Genomic DNA, 18019 nt, shown 5'->3' on the forward strand with positions numbered 1-18019 from the left:
ACTCGCCGCAGTGGTTCAACACGGGCCTCAACTGGGCGTACGGGATCGAGGGGCCGCCTCAGGGTCATTTCTACGTCGATCCGATCATGGGCGACGTCCGCCAGTCCGACAGCGCCTACGAGCGGCCGCAGCCCCACGCGTGCTTCATCCAGTCGGTCGGCGACGATCTCGTCAACGAGGGCGGGATCATGGACCTGTGGACCCGCGAGGCCCGACTCTTCAAGTACGGCTCGGGGACCGGCACGAATTTCTCGGCGCTCCGCGGCGAGGGGGAGTCGCTCTCGGGCGGCGGGCGATCGTCGGGGTTGATGTCGTTCCTCAAGATTGGCGATCGCGCGGCCGGGTCGATCAAGTCGGGGGGCACGACGCGCCGCGCGGCCAAGATGGTCGTGCTGAACGTCGATCACCCGGACATCGAGGAGTACATCAACTGGAAAGTGATCGAGGAGCAGAAGGTCGCCTCCCTCGTCGCCGGATCGCGCCTTTGCAACAAGCACCTCAACGCCATTCTCAGGGCCTGCCACGAGGGGGTCGAGGCGGGGCTGAACGGGCAGCGCTTCGAGCCTCAGCACAACGCCGCGCTCCGTCGCGCCATCCGCCAGGCGCGCGCCCTCGGCATCTCAGACAACTACGTCCTCAGGGTCGTCCAGCTCGCGAAGCAGGGATACACGTCGCTCCGGTTCGACGAGTACGACACGAACTGGGACTCGCACGCCTACATGACCGTCTCGGGACAGAACTCGAACAACTCCATCCGGCTTCCCAACGCGTTCATGGACGCGGTCGAGAAGGACTCCCCCTGGAACCTCACGCGGCGCACCGACGGAAAGCTCCACCGCACCGTCCGCGCGCGCGATCTCTGGGATCAGATCTGCTACGCCGCGTGGGCCTGCGCCGATCCCGGAATCCAGTTCGACACCACGATCAACGAGTGGCACACCTGCCCCGAGGACGGGCGCATCAACGCGAGCAACCCGTGCAGCGAGTACATGTTCCTCGACGACACCGCGTGCAACCTCGCGTCGCTGAACCTCGTGCGCTTTCACGACCCGAAGACGGGGCGCTTCGACGTCGAGGGTTACCGGCACGCCATCCGCCTCTGGACGGTCGTCCTCGAGATCTCCGTCCTCATGGCGCAGTTCCCGTCGCGCCGCATCGCCGACCTCTCGTGGAAGTTCCGCACGCTCGGCCTCGGCTACGCGAACCTCGGCACGCTGTTGATGCTCTCGGGGATCGCCTACGACTCGGACAAGGCCCGCGGCATCTGCGGCGCCCTCACGGCGGTCCTCACGGGCCACTCGTACGCCACGTCGGCCGAGATGGCGGCGGAGCTGGGCCCGTTCCCCGGCTACCAGCGGAACAAGTCCCACATGCTGAAGGTCATCCGGAACCACCGGCGCGCCGCGTACAACGCCGCCCCGACCGATTACGAAGGTCTCACGATCGCGCCCATGGGGATCAACCCGCAGCACTGCCCCGACTACCTCCTGCGCGCGGCGCGGGAGGACTGGGATCGCGCGCTCCTCCTCGGCGAACGCTACGGGTTCCGCAACGCGCAGGCGACGGTCATCGCGCCGACCGGCACGATCGGGCTCCTGATGGACTGCGACACCACGGGCATCGAGCCCGATTTCGCGCTCGTGAAGTTCAAGAAGCTGGCGGGCGGCGGCTACTTCAAGATCATCAACTCGTCGGTTCCGGCCGCCCTCAAGCGCCTCGGCTACAACGAGCGCCAGCGCCAGGAGATCGTCGAGTACGGCGCCGGCACCGGGAAGCTCGAGGGGGCGCCGCACGTGAACCGGACGTCGCTGGCCGGGAAGGGCTTCACCCCCGAGGCGCTCGACCGCGTGGACGAGGCGCTCGGCTCGGCCTTCGAGATCGGCTTCGTCTTCAACAGGTTCACGCTGGGCGAGGAGTTCTGCCGCGACGTCCTCGGTTTCAGCGACGACGATCTCTCCTCCTACTCCTTCAGCATCCTCGAGGCGATCGGTTTCACGAAGAGCCAGATCGACGAGGCGAACGACTGGATCTGCGGCCGCATGACGCTCGAGGGGGCGCCGCACCTCACCGACGCGCATCTGAGCGTCTTCGACTGCGCGAACCGCTGCGGCCGCTATGGCCGCCGGTTCATCCCTTACAGCGCGCACCTCCGGATGATGGGCGTCGCCCAGCCGTTCATCTCGGGCGCCATCAGCAAGACGATCAACATGCCGAACAACGCCACGGTCGAGGAGATCCGCGACGCGTACCTGACGTCGTGGCGCTTCATGGTCAAGGCCACGGCCCTCTACCGCGACGGGAGCAAGCTCAGCCAGCCTCTCAGCACGTCGGCCGCCGACCTCCTCTCCGGCCTCGACGCTCCCGAGTCCGAGCCGCTCGAGGAGCCGATCGCCGCCTCCGCGGCGATCGCCGCGGACGTCCTCAACGTGCCGCCGCAGATCGAGAGCGAGGTGTCGCTCGAGGCCGCGTTCAAGGCGGCCGGCAACGGGCACTCGAAGCATCACGCTCCGGGGATCGAGGAGGTCGCCGCCGCGGCGTCCGGGCGGAACGCGGAACCGGCGGATCCCGACGGCACGTTGCGAAGCCGCGCCGCCGACGTCGCGGGCGCGGAGCCGGCCCAGGCCGACCCCGCGTACGCCGCCCCGAGCGCGCCGGCCATCGAGCCGATCGCGGCCGCCGGCCCGGGCACGAACGGGAGCCACGCGGAGCCGCACGGCCAGCACGAAGCGGTCCGCATCGCCGAGCGCATCATCACCCGCTACATCGCGAAGCGCCGGAAGCTCCCGTATCGCCGCAGCGGGTACACGCAGAAGGCGATCATCGGCGGCCACAAGGTGTACCTCCGCACGGGCGAGTACGAGGACGGGACGCTCGGCGAGATCTTCCTGGACATGCACAAGGAGGGTGCGGCCTTCCGGTCGCTGATGAACTGCTTCGCGATCGCCGTCTCCCTGGGGATGCAGCACGGGGTGCCGCTCGAGGAGTTCGTCGACGCCTTCGTCTTCACGCGCTTCGAGCCGAACGGCATGGTCACCGGCAACCCGCACATCCGGATGGCCACGTCGGTCATCGACTACGTCTTCCGCGAGCTGGCGGTCGCCTACCTCGATCGCAACGACCTGGCGCAGGTGACGAACGACGATCTCCGCGGCGATGCGATGGGCTCGGCGCACGAAGTCCCCGACTACACCGAGGAGGAGGTCATCGAGCGGGATCTCGACGCCGAGCAGAAACCTCATCACGAGACGCCGCGCTCGCGCCACCTGACCCCGAACTACAGGCCGCCCGCCCTCACGAGCGTCCACGGCGATCCGGGCCCCGTGGTCTTCGCCGCGCCGCCTCCGCCGCGCTCCGCGGACGTCCCCGTCGAGGTCGTCCTGCCGATGCCGTCCATCAAGGCGATGGGCTCCCAGGGGGCGAGCCCCGAGCGGCTCGACCCCGACGCCCCCGAGCCGATCGGCCCGGCGCCGCATGCCGTCGCGACCCCGGCCCTCGCCGCGGGCTCGATGCAGGAGACGGGAACGGGCTCGGTCCCGGAGACTCCGGCCCCGATCATCGGCGCGGCGATCTCGTCCGGGTTTGAGAAGCCGAAGCCCCGTCCGCCCGTCATCCACACGAACGGCAACATGCGCGAGGTCCACCCCGAGTCGACCCTCTCGCCGGCGCGCGCCTACAAGCCGGCCGAGGAGTCGGACCAGATGCGGCGGCAGGCGAGGCTCAAGGGATACGAGGGGGACGCGTGCACGGAGTGCGGGCAGTTCACGATGGTGCGGAACGGCACGTGCCTGAAGTGCATCTCCTGCGGCGCGACCAGCGGCTGCTCCTGACGGGTGGGGAGGGGGAGGACAACGCCATGGATCCGATGATCGCCAGAACGGCCGCGGGCCGGGAGCCCGAGATCCCCACCGACGAGCGCCACCTGCACGACGCCGTCCTCCGTGAGGCGGCGCGGCAGTTCCAGGCGGGGGCGTGGAGGCTCGTCGCGAACACCCGCGACCGGAAGATCTACGGCATCGCCGAGGGGCTCTACACCGATCTGGTGGCGCTCGACGGCACCGACACGGGCGTGGCGTGGATCCTCGAGGTCGAGACGCCGACCACGCTCGCCTCGGACGCCGCGTGGCTGCGCCTGCGGCGCGCCGCGGAGACGCGGCATCCTTTCATCCTCATGGTCCCGTCCGAGTACGCGCTCGTGACGGAGCGGCTCGCCGTGCGGCTGGGGTTCGCCTTCGGCTTCGTCTACGAGTACAGCATCACGGGCGACCGCGTGACGATCGAGATCCCGCGCGAGGAGGCGGCCCGCCCCACGGCGTGACGCCGCCGCCAGGCTTCGCTCAACCTTGACGCGGGGCATTCCGTCGCATGGTGGCTGGACCGGGGGGTGCGTTTGAAGAAGGGCCTGGCGGGCGACATCATGAACGGGTTGGCCTCTCTTTTCGGGAGGGACCATGTCCGTTACGACGGAGTCTCGCTCCCGCCGAAGGAAATCCGACCGTGCGGGAATCAGTTCAAGGGCGATCGGAAGTGGCTCGACTCGGCTGAGGGCGAAGCCGATCGTCTCGAGAGTCGCTGCGGACTGACGTCATCGAGTCGAGTGCTCGACATCGGGTGCGGTCCCGGCCGGCTCGCCATCGGACTCATGAGGCGAGGACTGGAACTGAAAGCCTACCGCGGACTCGACGTCAATCTCAGGTCGATCCGATGGTGCCAACGCTACATCACCAGAGTCCGCCCCGAGTTCCGCTTCGTCAAGGTCGACGTGCTGAACAGCAGGTACAATCCGAACGGTCGGGCCCTCGACTCCGGAATCTCCCTCCCGTTTCCCGACGGCGAGTTCGACATCATCTACCTCTACTCCGTTTTTTCGCACATGACGGAACCCGAGGTTCGCATCTACCTGGGGGAGATGCGCCGGCTGCTCACCCCGACGGGCAGGATATTCCTGACCGGCTTCGTCGAAGAGGGAGTCCCGCAGGTCGTCGTCAACCCGGACAACTACAGACAGCAGTGGAAAGGGCCGCTTCACTGCGTCCGGTACGAGCGAGGCTTCTTCGAGGCGTTGCTGAGACAGTTCGGGTTCATTCTCGATCATTTCGAGCACGGTACGGAGACGAATGGCCAGAGCGGGATGTACGTGTCGAAGGAGGCGTGACCTTCCCCTTTCCCTCGTATCTCACGGCGCCTCGAACTTCGTTCGGATAGGCCCCTCGTTCGTCGTCTCGTACGAGATGTGCAGCGACGCCGGGGTGGGCGGCCCCGCGTCGCCGAGAAGCTCGAGGTCGCACTCGAGATCGAGGCGCGACGTCGCCTCCAGGCCCGCGAGAATCCGGAAGACGATCGCGCCGCTGACCTGGCACGCCTTCCCCCGGAGCCCCTGGGCCACCCCCGCTTCACCCAGCATCGACGTCACGGCCTTCGCGTCCATCGCACCCGACAGCTTGAAGAGTGCGGTGCGCTCCCAGCCCTCTCCCGACGTCGAGTCGAACCGGACGTCGAGGTCGATGGCGTACGCCGGCCCTCCCCCCGAGCCCTTCATCCGCGTGCGCCACGTGTCGCCGGGGCGGACGGGACGATTGACGAAGAGCGCCCCTCCGCGGAGCGCCGACGGCTCGCCGGAGACGATGTCGACCCAGACGATCTCTCCCAGCCGCGTCGTGCGGAACCGGCGGTGGTCGCGCCTGGGCTCGGCGTCGGGATCCGCGGCATCGCCCTCGCCGATCGCCACCTCGTCGAGGATCGCGCTCCCCGCGGCGTCGACGTCGACGACCTTCGCCTCGCTGCGCGCCTGGGTCGTCGCCCCTCCCGACAGATCGGGGCGCGCCTCGCTCACGAAGCTCTGCGACTGCCGCGTGGTCTGCACGACCGAGTCGCCCGGGGCGTAGCGGTAGACGAAGGCGATCGGCGCGGCCGACCCCGACGAGGGTGCCCCGGCGGCCAGGACGAAGAGGAGCGTTGTGAGAATGCGATATCCTCCCGCGGACCGGCGTGACACTATCCGCGCCGCCGCGCAGATTCAAGGAGGGGAGGCTGGGAGCGGGATGCTGAGATTCCTGGGATACGTGGTGATCGGGGCGCTCGCGGGGACGTTCAGCGGATTCTTCGGAATCGGAGGGGGCATCGTCGCGATCCCGCTCCTCGTGATGACCTGCGCCTTTCCGCAGAAGCTCGCGCAGGGGACATCGGCCTTCATGATCCTCCCCACGGTAATGGCGGTGGGCTTCCGGTACTTTCGCGGGGGGAACGCCGACCCCGTGGTCGCGATCGCCCTCGCCATCGGCGCGATCCCGCTCGCCTACGTCACCGCCGATCTCGCGCAGAACGTCCCCGAGATCTTCCTGCGCCGGGGGTTCGCCCTGCTCCTCGTGGCGGTCGCCGCGCAGCTCTGGCTCACCGCCCCGTCGCGGGGGTGACGCGCCTCGACGCGCGTTTGCGGGGGGTCGTCCCGTGTAGTACCTATGATGCTCTTTCTCCAAGGCTACGGCGTTTCCAGGGGGTGCGGATGGCGCGGCGGGCTCACCAATCGGTCGGAAATTCCGGATCCGGCAGTGTCGCGATCGCGCTCTTCGCGGCGGTCTTCACGGCGTCTCTGGCCGCGGCGGCGGCGGACGCCCCCTCGCGCATCCTCGTCGCCCCCCTGCCCGAAGGCTCTCCGGCGGGGGCCGACGCGGTCGGGCTGATGGTCTCGTCGCTCCCGACGTGGATCGCCGAGGCGATCTCCGCCGAGGGGCGCGAGACCGCCTCGCTCGCCCACGATCTCTCCCCCGACACGACCGAATCGCTGGGGCTCGGGGGCGGACCGATCCCCCCTCTGGCCGCCGCCGCGAAGCTCGCCGGCGCGGATGACGCGAAGGCGCTCATCGGGGACGGCTCGGTCCGGATTCTCGTTTTCCCGTCGGTCGCGTCGTCGGCCGGGAAGACGACGCTCTCCCTCAGGTGGATCGATCTCGTCGCGGGAAAGGATGGGACGGTGTCGGCCACCGCGGCGAACGCGGCGGGCCTCGTCGACGCCGTCGTGAAGGCGGTCTCGTCGGCGCGCGACGGGTGGCGCCGGGCCTTCGCGCTCCCGGCGGCCGGCGCCGCGGCGAAGGCGGACAGGATCGCCTCGGCACCGCTCGGCGCGTGCGCGTCGAAGCTCCCCGAGGCGAACGCCGCCTGGGCGCGCGCGGAGACCGCGTGGAACCACGGCGACGTCCCGGCGGCCGAGTCGGCGCTCACCGCGGCGCTCGCCTCGGATTCGGCGTTCGACCTGGCGCGGGTCGACCTCGCGTGGATCCGCTTCGCGCAGGGGCGCGCGACCGAGGCGGCGGCGCTCGCATCGACGGCGGCCAGGGGGAGGAGGCTCACGCTCACGGCGCGCGCGCGCGCCGAGATCATCGCCGCGGCGGCCGCGGGGCAGCCCGCGGAGCTCGACGCCCTCGCCCCCCGGCTGAAACGGGATCTGCCGGGAGCTCCGTGGGAGAGCCTGGCCACGGCGCTGTCCCTGAACCTCCAGGGGGAGCACTACCGCGCGGTCGCGCCGCTCGACATCGTGCGGATCCATCGGCCGAACGACCCCGCGATTCTCCACGAGGCGGGGATGGCGGCCCTCGGTCTCGGCGACGCCGCCGAGGCGCAGGAACTCCTGAGGAGGGTGGTCGCCGCGTGGCCCGCGCACGATCGCGCCCAGATGGATCTCGCCGAGGCCTTCGTGCGCGCCCGAGATCTCGACGGCGCGGCGAAGTCCCTGGAGGCGTGGGCGCAGGGATACCACCCGGGCGACGCCCCCGTGTGGGGAGGCGCCTACACCTTCGACGATCCCCCGCCCATCGTGAGGTCGCAGGTCGTCTCCCTCCTCAAGGGGGCCGTCTCGAAGGCCATCGAGTCCCTCGACAAGAAGGAGTCGCTGTACGACGCGGCCTCGGCGCCGGCGCCGGTCCGGGTCATCGTGCTCCAGACGCTGTACGATCTGCAGTCCGAGCTCGCCTTCGGCGGCGAGCTCCAGAAGCAGAAGTGGCTCGACGCCGCGCGCGAATCGTTCAACAAACTGCGGGACGTGATGCCCGCCGGGGATCGGAAGGCGCGGCCGTGGATTCTTTTCCGAATGGAGGCGCTGCTGCGCGTCCGCGAGGGGCGCTTCCCTGAGGCGCGGGCGCTGCGCGAGAAGATCGCCGCGGCGTCGGCCATGCCCGGATACGACGCGGCGGCTCTCGACGACGTCGACGCGGCCATCGCGCTCAAGGACGCCGACACCGACAAGGTCTTCGAGGTCCTGAACCGGGCGGTGGAGTCGCGCGGGAGCGTCGCCGACCTGTACGCCCTCGGGCAGGCCTACGGCGTGACGTCGCAGTGGAAGAAGACCCGGGAGATCGTCACGAAGATCGAGGGACGCATCGAGACGTGGAGCGAGGCGAGGCGGCCCGACGCGCTCCTGTGGAACACGCGAACGGCTCTCCTCGTCCCCTTCATCTACTCGCTCGGCGGCGAGGTGGGCGTCTGGCTCGACGACGTCGAGAGCTCGCGGAAGCGGTTCGGGATCTTCCTCGGCTACTTCAAGACGCCCGATGAGCCGTTCCGCGCCTTCGCCGACGAGGCGTCGGGGCGGGGGGCGACCGCGGCCTGGTGACGGGACGGCGCGCCCGCGCTAGTTGACGTAACCGAGCGCCTTCAGGGTCTTCCGGGTCTCCTCGTCGTCGAGAGGGGACTCGTCCTTCGTGTTCTCGCGGGAGAAGCGGGTGATCGCGGCGAGCATCGGCTTCACGACGTCGGCGTGCGCGAGAGACACGTCGTTCATCTCCTCGGGATCCGCCGCGACGTCGTAGAGCTCCGCGGCGCTCTCCCCGATCTTCCAGATCAGCTTCCAGTTCCCCGAGATGACCCCGCGCTTGTCCCACAGCTCGGTGAAGAGGAGCCTCTCCCGGATGGACGCGGCCGCCGCGGCGCCCCCCTCGCCCCCGGCGAGAAGGGCCCTCAGGCTCATCCCCTGGAGGTCCGCCGGCATCGGGAGAGAGAGCAGCTCGAGAAAGGTCGGGACGACGTCCACCGAGCTGACCGCCACGCTCTCCTCGTGAGGCGCCACGTTCGGTCCGCGGATCATCAGGGGGATCTGCATCTGCGGCTCGAAGAGGCTGCTCCCGTGCTGGAACCAGCGATGGTGATCCCCGAGCGACTCGCCGTGGTCGGCCGAAAAAAGGACGTACGCGCCGTCGGTTAGCCCTCGTGCGCGCAACCCGTCGAGGAGGCGCCCCACCTGCGCGTCGGTGTAGTCCACCTCGCCGTTGTAGCGCCCGACGTACTCGTCGGGGTCGATCCTTCCGGGCAGCGCCTGGTAGGCGGGGATGGCGTCAACGTCGAAGTTCGACTCCGAGACCCGGAGCGTGCGCGCGGCGGGAGGATTCTTCGACTCGAAGCCGGGGGGGGTGTACGGGCCGTGGGGATCGATGAAGTGCACCCAGAGGAAGATGGGCTTCGCGTGCGGCCGATCGGCCCAGGCGAGCGCCGCGTCGACGAGCTTCGTCGCGACCCGTTCCGACTCGTGGCGCGTGATCACCGGGTCGGGGAGGTTCTCGTCGAAGAGGGAGAACCCCTGCTCGAGGCCGTGCTTCGAGTTCATCACCTTGTTGCTGACGAACGCCGCCGTCGTGTAGCCGGCGCCCCGGAGCCTTTCGGCGAGCGTCACCTCGGAGTCGACGAGGACGGCTCCGTTGCGCCGCACGCCGTGGGTGGAGGGGTAGTGCCCGGTCATGAGCGACGAGAGGGCGGGGGCCGTGCGCGGCAGCGTCGCGTAGGCGCGACGGAAGACGACGCTCTCTCGGCCGAGGGCGTCGAGTCGCGGGGTCTTCGTCGCCGTCGAGCCGTAGGAGCCGAGTCTGTCGGCGCGCAGTGTGTCCACGGTGATGAAGATCACGCTCGGGGTGGTCGCGGCGGGGGCGGCGGGTCGAGGGGCCTGGGCGCCGCACGCGGCGGTGGCGGCCGCGGCGAGGGCGGCCCAGATCCGGGCGCGTCACTACCGCCGTGGGCGGTGCAGATCAACGCTCCGTGGATGGGGCACGCTCGTGTCGGGTATATTTCGGAGTCCGATCGAGGGGGCAAACGGGAGGCACTGACATGCAGGCTCTGAGTCTTAGTCTGGTGCTCGTGGCCGGGTTGCTCACGATTCAGAGAATGATGCTGCGAGGGCAGTGGAAGAGTGCTCGACTCAAGATGCAGGCGTACCGGTTTCACGCGATCAGGGACACTCTGCAGCTGTACGCCGTGGAGGGCCTGATCGACCAGGCGTCCGATACCTACGGCTTCGTCATGGGCCTCGCCAACCTCTCCATCAGGAACGCCGGCAGCATGAAGTTCAGTGCGCTCGTGACGACCGCGGCCGAGCTGGGAAAGACCGTGGAGCAGAAGGTCACGCTCTTCGACGACATCAGACGCCACGACGAGAAAGTCCGCCGGCTCACGGGTGAGTGCTTCACGTCGTTCGGTCGGCTGCTCATCACCCATGACCCGGTTGTCAGGCTGGTCGTGGCTTCGCGCGTCAGAGTCTCCGACAGAATTGCCGAAGCGCTTGCCGGTCACTCGACGCGAGCGACGGCTGTCCGCGCGGCTCGCAAGTACATCGGCTGGGGACGCGACCTGGCCACGGCCTGACCGCCTCGTGCTTGCGGGCGAAGGAAGTTCGGCTGACACGGCGCCCAGATCAATGGCCGGCGCCGAGCAACTTCAAGTTTTCCCGCGCCTCTTTCTGGCCCGGATCGATGCGCATGGCCTCCTCGAAGTCCCTGCGCGCGGCCTCCGGATTTCCGAGCTTGAGGTTCGAGAGTCCCCGGTTGTTGAACGCCTGGGCGTCGAGGGGGTGGAGCTCGATGGCCTTGGTGAGGTCGGCCTTCGCCTCCTCGAGGTCGCCGGCTTTCAGGTGCTCGAGGCCTCGGTTGTAGTAGGCGGCCTCGAGATCGGGGTAGAGTTCCAGCGCGGCGTCGAAATCCTCGAGGGCGTCCTCTCTGCGTCCCTCGCGTGAGGCGATGGCGCCTCGGTTGCTGAGGAAGTGGGCGATGACGGCGCGCCTCGGGAGCGGGCGCATGAAGAGGCCGCGGTCGATCGAGGAGTCCGCGATCTTGTGGCGCCGGCGGTACTCGGCGTCCTCGACGGTTCGTCCTTGCTCCAGCGTCTCGATGTTGATGATCCCCTCGGGCCCCTCGTACCTGACGAAGAGGTGGACCGGCGTCGCGGCGGCGTGGACCTCGAGGCCGAGGCGTTCTGCGATGGCCAGGTAGAGGATGACGAGGGTGACGCAGGTGCCTCGTTTGTCCTTGAGAAGCTGGGGGATGGAGAGGCTGTTGGGGTCCGCGAGGGACATCGTGCCGTGGAAGGCTGCCTTCGCGAAGAGCTCTTCATTGATGGCGTCGATCATCTGGCGCGGCGTCGCGTCGCGCGGGAGCGCGACTGTCACTCGTCCCGCAAGCTCGTCGATTCGGCGTAGAGTTTCTCGTCGGTCTCGTCGGTTGGGTGCGTCGGGTGCGAGGCGGAGGGCCGCCTCGGCGAGGTCGGAGGATTCGCCCCGGCGCTCCACCCAGGAGACCGTGGATCGTGGTAAAGGGCCTCGGGGAGTCGCGGCGGCTGGGACGAACGAGCCGATCGCGCCGGCCAGGATAACCGTCCAGAGCAAGTAGAATGTCCGGTTCCGGACAATTTCTCTCTTCATGGAGTCCGGTGCTCCCTGCAGATCGAATATTTGTTGACAGGCGCGACGCAGTAGGCGTATAAAGGGCGCGACATCCTGCCACGGGGCGCCGACGCCCACGCCACGCCTCGGAAAATCAGAATAGCAGCCGGAGAAGTGCTTCAGACGGAGGACTTCACGATGCTCTCCCTGCCCCGCATTCACGATCGAACCGGTTCCAGGCAGACAACCGCAAGTCTTCCAGTTGGGCTAGCTCTCGCGCTTTTCCTCACCATAGGCGGTGGCCCGGCGCAGGGTGCCCAGGAGATGTACGACGATACTGGCTTACCCGCCAATCACGAATTCAGCGTCCAGGGGTTCGACACCGTCGATCTGTTGAACGGTAATCTCCATTTTGAACAAGTCCTCTTCTCCGCTCGCATCGGCTCCGGATTTCAGTACGAACTCAAGCTCGCCTACAACAGCTCGGTCTGGAATTGGTATGCGCCCGATGCCGACATGCGTGTCGGGAGCAAGTCCTCGGTCGGTGTAGGGTTTCGACTTCACATGGGACGCATCTACGACATTCTTGATACCGGCGGTCACAAGACTTGGTTCTATGAAGACCCTGCAGGGACGCCTCATGAGCTAAAGCGGGGAAGCGGGATTGACCTGGTGTACTACTACTCGCAGGATTCGACGTTTATTCGTGCCCAGCCGGCGCTTAACCCGGCGGACGGCTGGACACTGTGGACGCCAGATGGAACACGGTATGAACTTGCTCATGAAGTGACCGTGGGCAGCTCATACCTACCAAACTGGCACGGCTGGTATACCACCACGATCCACTCGCCAGTGAATCCAAGCGTCAATACGGTCACAGTCACCTACGATCCAAGCTTCGAAGCCTGTATCCTCAAGATCGAGGATAGCGAACACCGCGTCATCAATTTCTCCAACTCTGGTAGTGTGGGGCAGTTCTCGATTCCCGGCGGGTACACTCAGTCGGTGACCGTCCCTGCGTTTGGAGCAGGACAGCAAGCGGCGTTCTCATTCGGCTACCAAGTTGCCGACCACATTCGATTCCCGGCCTCAGCAGTTCCAATCGAGGCCAACGAACTGATGCTCACGAGTCTGTCTATGCCTGATCCGAACTACGCACTCTCCTTCGCGTATGAAGATCCAAACTTCTTCTTCGGAATCCCCTCACCGGACGGTCCTGTCAGAAAGGTCGTGCTGAAACTGGGTAGCGGCACTTCCACGACAACGCCGGCGATCTATTATGACTACGATGTCTTCACCGGGAATTCAAGAGCCCACCAACAGCTCTCGATCAAGACTGTTCAATCCACCGAGGGTCCCTCGTACACCTGGACGTATTCCCGGACGGCTCACGTGGGCAACACAGACTTCAACCATCCGGTTCGAACGGACGTTATGGACCCCTATGGAAATGCGACGCGGTATGACTTCTACGGATTGGGTGGCAATCTCTTCGATCCGCACTGGGGTTACCCGCCTGGTTGGCTCTACAGCGTAGACTTCTACCACGGCTCGGTGGCAGATGGAGAGATCGTAAGGCATCTGCAACGCGTTCCGACGAGAACCTTCGCTAACGGCATCTTTGGGCCTCCGAACGATCCGTTGTTCGGAGACCTTGTCACGTTGTCCTCCCAGACGATTACCTATGTAGACGATGCCAACACTACGGTGGGAATTTGGTGTAGCGAGTGGGTGGGACCGTATTGCAATTCCCTTACCGAGTCCAATGCCGGTCCGGTCAGGGGGTACACGTCAGACTACTCTGTTCCCTCCGCAGGGACTGTGAGGCGGGCGAACTGGGTGTGGAACACGTTCACGACGAAAAAGACGTACGTGTGGAGCTCAACCGCGCTGGTAACGCCCCTTCCTCCAGGAGCGGGCGACCTGGCCGACCCGACTTGGATGTTGACGAATGAAACGGAGCTCAGCTTCTCCGACGACGGGCGGCTGCAGTGGAAACGAGATCAAATTGCTCCAGGTCTCGACTCGGCTACCGGAGACGTCAAGACAAGCATCACCTACAACTCGGGCACCGGTGACCCAAACTCCGTAACGGTGGAAGATCCTGGCGACCCCGCTTCCGTTCGGACGCAAGTGTACGCGTACAGCCAGGGCCACGTCGTCAGCGCGCAGTCCGTGGGGATGCCGTGGAAGAGTCTCGACGTCGACAGAGATGTCAATACGGGACTCGTAGCCGTGTCGAGGGACCTAAATGGAGCAGCGACGGTGGTTAGTTACGACAAAATGGGCCGAGTGACCAGAGTTGCCCCACCTGGCCCGGAACTCGCGACGTCCTTGTCGTATGCATCCGGACTGCAGACGTTTACGAGTCGCGGCGATCCAGGCGGCGTGGACTACATCTACAACAGCGCAGTCTTCGACTCACTGGGTCGATTCGTAGCGGAGGAACGGCCGGATCAAGACGGCGCGACGCTGAGGAGAACAGTTGCATACCTGGGCCCAGAAGAACGAGTCTCAGTCAGTTCCAAATGGTTCTCAGTCGGAGACGCGAACGCCGCTCCGGTAACAAGCGTCTTCTATTCGATACCTGGCTCCACCGCTCCCCCAGATCCATTCGGAAGGGCTGTTCGCGTGGTCCAAGCCGACGGGGCAGTGACGAATTACAGCCACACTGGGCTGACAGAGAGAGTGTCAACCGCTGGGGTGAACGGAGATCCGAATCAAGTCGCCGAGACTCTCTATGAGGATGACGCATTGGGGAGATTGGCTCGGGTCACTCCGCCCCCTCCAGCGGCGTCGACCGTCTATTCCTATGACGAAAGCGATCGGCTGACGCGTGTGGCCATGATGGATCCGAACGGGGTGGCATACCAGTCGAGGAGGCGCACCTACGATGCGCTGGGGCGTCTCATAGACGTTGTTGAACCGGAGACCGGGGAACATCAGTACCTCAAGTACGATGTGCTGGGTCACGTGCTAATGGAGCTTCGACAGAGCGACAGCACTCAAGTGTCACACACTTACGACTCAGCAGGTAGACTACTTCAAACGCGGCTCGTTTGCGCCGATCCTAACTCTGGGTTGCTGAACCAGCGGGTGTACGACCAGTATGGCCCCGTCCTGTTTGGCAAGTCGTACGGCCACTTGACGACGGAGTACTCCTATCCCGAGTCGTGTACCGGTAAGAACGAGTCCTCGCCGGCGATCCTCAAGCGAACCTATAACTACTCAGGGCTCAACGGACGCCTGAAGATGGAGAATCTGTACTTGGCCGAGTGGGATCCCAACACGAAGATTTCGACGACGTACGACTGGGATGCTCTCGGGCGGGTCCAGAACGTGACTTATCCTGCGGAGACTGGGGCCACGCGGGTCGTTACAAGGACTAAGAACACGTTTACACACGGAAGACTGAAGTCGGTCGACTCCCCCACCCGGGCGCCCGTGTTGAACAATCTGTTCTGGTCACCTTCCGGAGCCTTGGTGTCCATGACAGCCGGGAACTGGGTCGCGACAACGTTCGAGCCAGATAGCATGGGGAGACCGGGACGAATCAAGGTCCAAGCCGGCGGCGCCTCATACTTTGACACAGGGCAGTACTTGTACGATGGCGTCGGCAACCTGCACCAGACATTGAAGAATGGGGTCGCGACGGATACCTATACACACGATCTCGCCGGCAGACTTGTGGATGCAGCGCTGACTGGAAATGGGTATGGCGCAACGGTGTTCTCCAGGCACTATGGATATGACCCGCTGGGCAACATGACGCGAGTCGATCAGCCTGAGCTGACGCCGAGCTACAAGACCTTCACTGTCGATCCCGCCACAAATCACATCAACTCGATGAGCACGGATCCTGAGGTCACCTACCTGACCGGCAACCTCACGAATGAAGAGGACATGACGTACGGTTGGGACCGCCGCGGACGTCTCGCGAGCGCCATGCGAGGCGCGCAGATGACGGGAACGTACGTGTACGATGCCCACGGTCTGCGGATCCAAAAAGAGGATCAGCTCGCTCACCGGAAGACCTACTACCTTCGTGACCACGGCGGGCGGCTTCTCACTGAATACGCCAGGCCTTCTGACTCCACCCTGCCACCCCAGTGGAGCAAGGACTATCTGTACGCTGGCGCGGACCTCGTGGCCGTCGTTCAGAATGTGCAACCGCTGGAGCCCGCCGGGATCACCTCAACCGCAACGGCTTCGACGGTTCATCTTGCGTGGACCAGCAACACCGAGCCGGACCTGTTTGGTTACAACGTGTATCGTTCGACCGCATCTGGCTCAGGCTACCAGAGGCTCAACGATACGTCCGGGACCATTCACGCGACATCGTTCGATGACAACCAACCCCTTGTCTCTTCCGGTGTGGGTCTCCCCGCCTACTACGTGATAACCGCAATTGATACCGCAGGGGCCGAGAGCCGGTACTCTACGCCGCGACTGATCACCGCTGGTGACATGACACAGCCTTCGGCTCCGACAGGCCTCACCGGACAGCCAGAAGATGGTGGGGCGAATCTGAGTTGGAGCGCAAACTCCGAGCAGGATATCGCCGGGTACGACCTTTACATCAGTGCGACATCGACGGATTCTGGAGGCGCATTCCAGAAGATCAATTCGATCCCCATCAGCGCGCTCTCCTACGAGAAGACCGGACTGGCTCCTGGAGGAACCTACTACTTCAAGCTCAAGGCAATGGACACGGCGGGGAATCCATCGAGCTACTCAGGGGAAGTGTGGGTAACGACTCACGATCCCAACGCTCCTCCGGGAAGCGGTGGAGGCTCCGGAGGTTGCGACCCGCATTGCATGCCTGGAATAGGCGCTCTTTCGATCGATGGTCTACCTGAGGGAGTTCCGTCGGAGAGTCGATACATCGGGACCGGTGGTGCGCAGGATTGGGTGATCTACTACGTCCACACTGACCACCTGGGCTCTGTGAGGGCGATGACTGACTTGAACGGCCAACTCGTTATGCGTGAGAACTACTTCCCCTTCGGCAAGGAAATGCCAGATCTCAGCGGGACAGATCTGTCGAAGAGCTTTACGGGTCACGAGAGGGATGCCGAATCGGGGCTCTACTACATGCTCGCTAGATACTACAGCCCCGACATTGGACGGTTCCTGTCGCCAGATCCATGGAAGGCAACGCGTCCGGCAGATACGCAAGCGTGGAACGAGTATTCCTACGTGAGCAACAGTCCGATGTCGCACACCGATCCATATGGATTGTTTTCACTTAGGCGATTTGTAGGACAAGTGCTCAACATCCAGAGACGTGCCGCTGGTTTATACATGAGTTATGCGATTAGCAACGCCCTGATGTATGGGTGGAATTCACCGCAAGTCTATCCCGCCCTAATCGAAGGGTTGAGCGACCCAGACTGCCAGCCCCCGTCATGCACCTATTACAAGGTGACCCCCCACCAGCCGGCCGTCGACGCGATCGTAGACGTTACGCTCTCGTTTTGGGTAAACGCCGTGACGTTTGGAAGGGGCTCCAAAGGCTTGAACCTGTTGGGAAGGCTGGGAGCCCAGGAGGGCAAGGTAGCTCTAGAGGCCGCAGGCACTGCGGCACGTATTCGTGAGGCAGAGGTCGCGGAGCAATTGCTCGCGAAGACCGATGCATTTCATCGAGCCCCAACGTTCCTCGTTGATGAGATCGCAGAGCAAGGTACAGTGTTCGACATCGTCGGTGAGGACGGCGTTGCGAGAACGCTAGTACAATTGCCGGCAGAGGTGAACGGAATTGGAGGTCGTGTAGAATGGCTTGTAGGACCCAATGGGTTGGAGCACCAGGTGTTCGTGGAAGGCGGTACGATAAACGGGATTCCCAACGTTCCATGATCGAGAAACGTCAGATGACACAGATTCCCTTGCTCTTCCTAAAGAATCAATTCCCTATGCGAGCCTCAGAGTTGGCGTTTGGCCTTTCTCATGGATGGATCAACGCCCACGACGTTGTCGATGCGCTCGCGTGGTGGTGGGGAAAGGGCTCTCGACTCGATGATCGAGAGGTCGAGATTGCGAGTCTGCTTCCCGACGAGATGTGGAAGACAGAGCACCTGTTGCCAAGTGCGGCAGCGGCGCAGGCCGTCTCGGAGGAGGCAGTTCGAGCCCTGTGGACATACCTGTTGTTGGCGTGGCTCCTCGAGAGCCAGATCTTGCTGGAAGATCCCCTAGCCGAGGTTGAGAGAGTCTACTGTGATCTCGGTCATCCAGCGGAGATGCAGGAGTTGATCAGATACATGCCCGCGGTAGGGGAACGACCTGTCGGAGAACAGGGGTTGCTCGAACGTTGGAGACGGTACGTGGAAAGACGGCGATCGGAACTTGCCAGAGATCGAGCTGCTTTGTAGCGTCAAGAAAGAGGCTCGTTCA

General features: G+C 65.0%; 10 protein-coding genes and 2 pseudogenes. 9 read left to right on the forward strand and 3 right to left on the reverse strand.

Annotation, left to right across the window (positions count from 1 at the left end):
• From HY049_07920 to HY049_07935, 4 genes and pseudogenes are all read left to right on the forward strand, one after another.
• Nucleotides 1-2342 (forward strand): annotated as a pseudogene (locus tag HY049_07920) (adenosylcobalamin-dependent ribonucleoside-diphosphate reductase).
• Between the two features lie 390 nt (nt 2343-2732).
• Nucleotides 2733-3131: pseudogene (locus HY049_07925) on the forward strand (vitamin B12-dependent ribonucleotide reductase).
• A 650-nt stretch (nt 3132-3781) separates the two neighbouring features.
• A complete protein-coding gene (locus HY049_07930; GenBank protein ID MBI3448825.1) occupies nt 3782-4315 on the forward strand; it encodes a hypothetical protein in 534 nt (177 codons plus the stop codon).
• 279 nt (nt 4316-4594) lie between these two features.
• Nucleotides 4595-5152, forward strand: a complete 558-nt coding sequence (locus tag HY049_07935; protein MBI3448826.1) for a class I SAM-dependent methyltransferase — start codon at nt 4595-4597, stop codon at nt 5150-5152.
• 21 nt (nt 5153-5173) lie between these two features.
• Here HY049_07935 and HY049_07940 read toward each other — a convergent pair whose 3' ends face one another.
• A complete protein-coding gene (locus HY049_07940; GenBank protein ID MBI3448827.1) occupies nt 5174-5992 on the reverse strand; it encodes a hypothetical protein in 819 nt (272 codons plus the stop codon).
• A gap of 46 nt (nt 5993-6038) precedes the next feature.
• On the opposite strand from HY049_07940, the gene HY049_07945 reads away from it, so the two are divergent.
• Together HY049_07945 and HY049_07950 are read left to right on the forward strand one after the other, a co-directional pair.
• Entirely contained in the window at nt 6039-6410 is a 372-nt protein-coding gene (locus HY049_07945) for a sulfite exporter TauE/SafE family protein (GenBank protein ID MBI3448828.1), read from the forward strand.
• A gap of 89 nt (nt 6411-6499) precedes the next feature.
• Nucleotides 6500-8602 (forward strand): tetratricopeptide repeat protein, encoded by a 2103-nt coding sequence (locus HY049_07950; GenBank protein ID MBI3448829.1) that lies wholly within the window; start codon nt 6500-6502, stop codon nt 8600-8602.
• Nucleotides 8603-8620: 18 nt separating this feature from the next.
• Here HY049_07950 and HY049_07955 read toward each other — a convergent pair whose 3' ends face one another.
• Complete coding sequence (locus HY049_07955; GenBank protein MBI3448830.1) at nt 8621-9883, reverse strand: sulfatase; 1263 nt, start codon at nt 9881-9883, stop codon at nt 8621-8623.
• A 200-nt stretch (nt 9884-10083) separates the two neighbouring features.
• Between HY049_07955 and HY049_07960 the strand changes: the two genes are divergently transcribed.
• The gene (locus HY049_07960) at nt 10084-10617 is read left to right on the forward strand and encodes a hypothetical protein (GenBank protein ID MBI3448831.1); all 534 of its coding nucleotides are present in this window, start codon (nt 10084-10086) and stop codon (nt 10615-10617) included.
• A gap of 49 nt (nt 10618-10666) precedes the next feature.
• On the opposite strand, the gene HY049_07965 is transcribed toward HY049_07960, so the two are convergent.
• Nucleotides 10667-11416, reverse strand: coding sequence for a tetratricopeptide repeat protein (locus HY049_07965; GenBank protein ID MBI3448832.1), 750 nt, complete (start codon nt 11414-11416; stop codon nt 10667-10669).
• A 411-nt stretch (nt 11417-11827) separates the two neighbouring features.
• Between HY049_07965 and HY049_07970 the strand changes: the two genes are divergently transcribed.
• Nucleotides 11828-17485 (forward strand): hypothetical protein, encoded by a 5658-nt coding sequence (locus tag HY049_07970; GenBank protein MBI3448833.1) that lies wholly within the window; start codon nt 11828-11830, stop codon nt 17483-17485.
• Nucleotides 17482-17997, forward strand: a complete 516-nt coding sequence (locus HY049_07975) for a DUF2247 family protein (protein MBI3448834.1) — start codon at nt 17482-17484, stop codon at nt 17995-17997. Before HY049_07970 ends, HY049_07975 begins: the two co-directional genes overlap by 4 nt.
• The last annotated feature ends 22 nt before the right edge of the window (nt 17998-18019 follow it).

It is taken from the genome of Acidobacteriota bacterium (assembly GCA_016195325.1).
Classification (GTDB): domain Bacteria; phylum Acidobacteriota; class Polarisedimenticolia; order JACPZX01; family JACPZX01; genus JACPZX01.